The organism is Saliniramus sp. (assembly GCF_035311605.1).
Lineage (GTDB): Bacteria > Pseudomonadota > Alphaproteobacteria > Rhizobiales > Beijerinckiaceae > Saliniramus.
In genome coordinates this window covers 1-4,182 of sequence record NZ_DATGCW010000038.1, presented here as the reverse complement: position 1 = coordinate 4,182, position 4,182 = coordinate 1, and the positions used below count along the sequence as shown (strand labels likewise).

The window sequence follows — 4,182 nt, the reverse complement described above, 5'->3', positions numbered from 1 at the left end:
CTGCCGTTGGCCCTGTTGGCCGCGGCGCCCGCGACAGCCGCCGATCTGCGGATCGGTCTGAGTTCGGAGCCGTCATCGATGGACCCGCATTTCCACAATCTGGGGCCGAACAACGCGTTGCGTCAGCACATTTTCCAGTCGCTGACCTATTCCGACGAGAACATGCTGATCCAGCCTTCGCTGGCCACGGCATGGGAAGCGACCGGCGATACGACCTGGGAATTCACCCTGCGTGAGGGCGTGAGCTTCTCCAATGGTGACACGTTCTCGGCGGAGGATGTGATCTATTCGATCTGCCGCGTGCCGATGGTCGAAGGCTCGCCGTCTTCGTTCACCAGCTTCGTGCGCGACATCGTCGGCGTGGCGGTCGACGGCGCGACCATCACCTTCACCACCGACGGCCCGTCACCGCTTTTGCCGACCAACATGTCCTCGGTGGCGATTCTGAACGCCTCGGTCTATGGCGGCGAGGGCGTGGAATTCTCCGCCGATGGCTGCGCCAATATGGGCGATCTGCCGGCTTCCACCGATTTCTCGAGCCCCGAGATGGCGATCGGCACCGGCCCCTACACGCTGGTGAACTTCGTGCCGGGCGACCGTATCGAGCTCACCCGCAATGCTGATTACTGGGACGGCACGCCGAGCTGGGACAACGTCACCCTGCGTCCGATCGCCAATCCGGGTGCCCGCGTCGCGGCGCTGCTCGCCGGTGACGTGGACGTCATCGAGACGCCGCCGATCCAGGATTTCGCCACCATCCGCGAGGCCGGTTTCGAGATCGACCAGGGCCTGTCGAACCGCGTCATCTATCTGCACATGGATAGCGGCGAGGAGGTGCCCCCGGGCGTGTCCGGCACCGACGGCGTCAATCCGTTTGCCGATGTGCGCGTGCGCGAGGCGATCTCCAAGGCGATCAACCGCGACGCCATCGTCGAGCGCGTGATGGGCGGCGTGGCCGTGCCGGCGGGCGAGCTTCTGCCTTATCCGCTGTTTGGTACCCGCGAAGATGCCGACCCGGACGTGTATGATCCCGAGCGTTCGGCCGCGCTTCTGGAAGAGGCCGGCTTCGGTGACGGTTTCGAGATCGTGCTGTCGTCTCCCAACGACCGCTACATCAACGACGAGCGCGTGGCCCAGGCCGTGGCGCAGTTCCTGTCGCGGATCGGCATCCGCACGGGTGTCGATGCGATGACGGCCTCGACCTTCTTCTCCAGCCGCAACAACCAGGAATTCGGCATGTGGCTGGCCGGCTGGGGTGCGGCTTCGGGTGAGATGGCCAACCCGCTCACGGCGCTGGTCGCGACCCGCAACCCCGATACCGGCATGGGTTCGACCAACCGGCAGCGTTATTCCAACCCCGCCATCGACGCGCTCGTCATGGAAGCCCGCCGCACCGTCGACGACGATACCCGCGAGGAAATCCTGCAGCGCGCCTCGACCATGGCCATGGAAGACTACGCCACCGTGCCGCTCCACTTCGAAGTCACCCCCTGGGCCTTCGCAAGCAATCTGGACCTGACGCCCCGCGTCGACCAGTACACCATCGCCATGATGGTCCGCCCCGCCGAGTGAGGCCGGGACCCGGTATGCGGGCGGTGCTTCAGTATCGCCCGCATCTTATCTGCCCGAAGCTCATGGGCTCCTACCTTTCTGCACGCCCGGATTTTCGTATCGGCACGGGGCGCAATCCAGGAACAGTCACTGCATGCGCACAATTCACAGGTATGCCGGATTTTTTGCGGATTCCCTTACGGATTCCCTTGCAAAACCCTGCGAAAGGCGGTTTCTCCACGGCTCATTGATTTGAGCGCGCCGCAGTGCTCTTCTTGCGATGTACATCCTTACGCAGGGTCGTACACGGCAACTTTCCCTCTAACGTGAGACAGCCGCCATGCTGGTTTATCTCATTCGTCGTATCGGCCAGTCCGTACTGGTTGTGGCCGTGATGGCCACGCTGGTTTTCCTGGCCGTCTACGCCGTCGGCGATCCGGTGGCGATCCTCGCCAATCCGGATGCCGATGAGCAGGAGATCCAGGCGATCACCGCGCGGCTGGGCCTCGATCGCCCGCTCTGGGAGCAATTCGGCGTGTTCATCTGGAACGCGCTCCAGGGTGATCTCGGAAGCTCCTTCGTCTATGCGCAGCCCGCCGTCGAGGTGATCCTGCAGCGCTTCCCCGCGACGATGGAGCTGGCGCTGGTGGCGCTGATCTTCTCGATTCTGCTTGGTGTGCCGCTGGGCGTCATTGCCGGCCTCAAGCCCGAATCGCTGCTCGGTCGCTCGATCATGACAACCTCGATCTTCGGCTTCTCACTGCCGAATTTCTGGCTCGGCCTGATGCTGATCCTGCTCTTTGCCGTGCAGCTGCGCTGGCTGCCGGCGAGCGGGCGCGGGGAGACTGTCGAGATCCTCGGCTTGCAGCTTTCGATGTTCACCTGGGACGGGCTGCGCCATCTCTTCCTGCCGGCGCTGACGCTCTCGCTCTACAAGGCGTCGCTGGTGATCCGCATCGCCCAGGCCGGCACGCGCGAGGTGATGCTGCAGGATTACGTGCGCTTCGCCCGCGCCAAGGGCCTGTCACGCAACCGCATCGTCTTCGTGCACGTGCTCAAGAACATGATGATCCCGGTGGTCACGGTGCTCGGGCTCGAGCTCGGCTCGATGATCGCCTTTGCCGTGGTGACGGAGACGGTCTTTGCCTATCCCGGCATGGGCAAGCTGCTGATCGATTCGATCAACCGCCTCGATCGCCCGGTAATCGTGGCTTATCTGATGCTGACCGTCGTCGTCTTCGTCATCATAAATCTCGTCGTCGATCTGCTCTATGCAGCGATCGATCCCCGCGTGCGCCTGACCGAATCGAAGGGCTGACAGTCATGAACGATATGACCGAAAAGGCCGTCACGCAGCCTTCTGCGGCTAACCCGCCGCGTCCCGTGGAGCAGGGCGAAAGCCTGTTGCGCCGGCATATCGCCGCGTTTTTCGAAAGCATGACGGCGACGATCGGGCTGGTGGTTCTGGTGACCCTCGTCGTCGCCGCCTTCACCGCACCGCTCTGGGCGCCGCAGAACCCCTATGATCTGGCGACCCTGTCTATCATGGACAACATGCTGCCGCCCGGCGAGCGTCTCGATACGGGCATGCTCGCCATTCTCGGCACGGATGACCAGGGCCGCGACATGTTCTCCGCCGTGCTCTACGGCATGCGGGTCTCGCTGACGGTCGGCGCCTCCTCGGTGCTGATCGCCGCCATCATCGGCGCATCGGTGGGTGTCTTCGCCGCCTATATGGGCGGGCGCACCGAGAGCTTCCTGATGCGTGTCGTCGATCTGCAGCTCTCCTTCCCCGCGATCCTGGTGGCACTCGTGCTGCTCGCCGTGTTCGGACGCGGCGTCGACAAGGTGATCATCGCACTGATCATCGTGCAATGGGCCTATTATGCGCGAACCGTGCGCGGCTCGGCACTGGTGGAGAAGCGACGCGAATACATCGAAGCCGCGCGCTGCCTGTCGCTGCCCGCGCGCCGGCTCGTCTTCAAGCATCTTCTGCCCAACTGCCTCCCGCCGCTGATCGTCGTGGCGACGGTTCAGGTCGCCAATGCCATCGCACTGGAAGCGACCCTGTCCTTCCTCGGGGTCGGCGTGCCGGTCACAGAGCCCTCACTCGGCATGCTGATCGCCAATGGTTACGGCTATCTGCTTTCGGGAACCTACTGGATCTCCACCTTCCCCGGTGTGGCGCTGGTGATCCTGATCGTGGCGATCAACCTCGTTGGTGACCGCTTGCGCGATGTGCTCAATCCGAGGCTCTCGCGCTAGCACTGTGCCGGTGACGCTTGCAGATATGACCGCTCCCCGCTGGAGCATTGCAGATGAAAAGGGACGTATGGCGATGAGCAAGGCCGTCCTCGATGTCAAAGACCTGTCGGTCACGTTCCGCACCCGCGAGGGGCTGGTCACGGCCGTCAATGATATCAGCTTTACCGTCAGCGCCGGCGAGGTTCTGGGGCTTGTCGGCGAATCCGGCTCGGGCAAATCCGTCACCGGTCTCGCCGTGCTCGGCCTGATCGACCCGCCCGGCGAGATCAGTTCACGCTCCTCCATCACGGTGAACGGGCGAGAGCTGGTCGGCCTGCCGGAAGAGCAGTTGCGGCGTGTGCGCGGCAAGGATGTGGCGATGATCTT

Annotated in this window: 4 protein-coding genes; all 4 read left to right on the top strand. The window is 63.7% G+C overall.

Annotated features, from left to right (window positions below; translation table 11 throughout):
• The coding region (locus VKP01_RS01970; protein WP_324409955.1) for an ABC transporter substrate-binding protein at nt 1–1,572 on the top strand (1,572 nt) is incomplete at its 5' end.
• A 319-nt stretch (nt 1,573–1,891) separates the two neighbouring features.
• The gene (locus VKP01_RS01965) at nt 1,892–2,869 is read left to right on the top strand and encodes an ABC transporter permease (protein ID WP_324409954.1); all 978 of its coding nucleotides are present in this window, start codon (nt 1,892–1,894) and stop codon (nt 2,867–2,869) included.
• A 5-nt stretch (nt 2,870–2,874) separates the two neighbouring features.
• Nucleotides 2,875–3,816: an ABC transporter permease gene (locus tag VKP01_RS01960; protein ID WP_414706492.1), complete on the top strand. Its 942-nt coding sequence runs from the start codon at nt 2,875–2,877 to the stop codon at nt 3,814–3,816.
• Nucleotides 3,817–3,889: 73 nt separating this feature from the next.
• Nucleotides 3,890–4,182 (top strand): ATP-binding cassette domain-containing protein (locus VKP01_RS01955; protein ID WP_324409953.1); only part of this gene is annotated, 293 nt, incomplete at its 3' end.

Excerpts from the sequence above, each read along its gene's own strand:
- VKP01_RS01965 (WP_324409954.1), top strand. The coding sequence starts at position 1,892 with ATGCTGGTTTATCTCATTCGTCGTATCGGCCAGTCCGTACTGGTTGTG.
- VKP01_RS01960 (WP_414706492.1), top strand. The coding sequence starts at position 2,875 with ATGAACGATATGACCGAAAAGGCCGTCACGCAGCCTTCTGCGGCTAAC.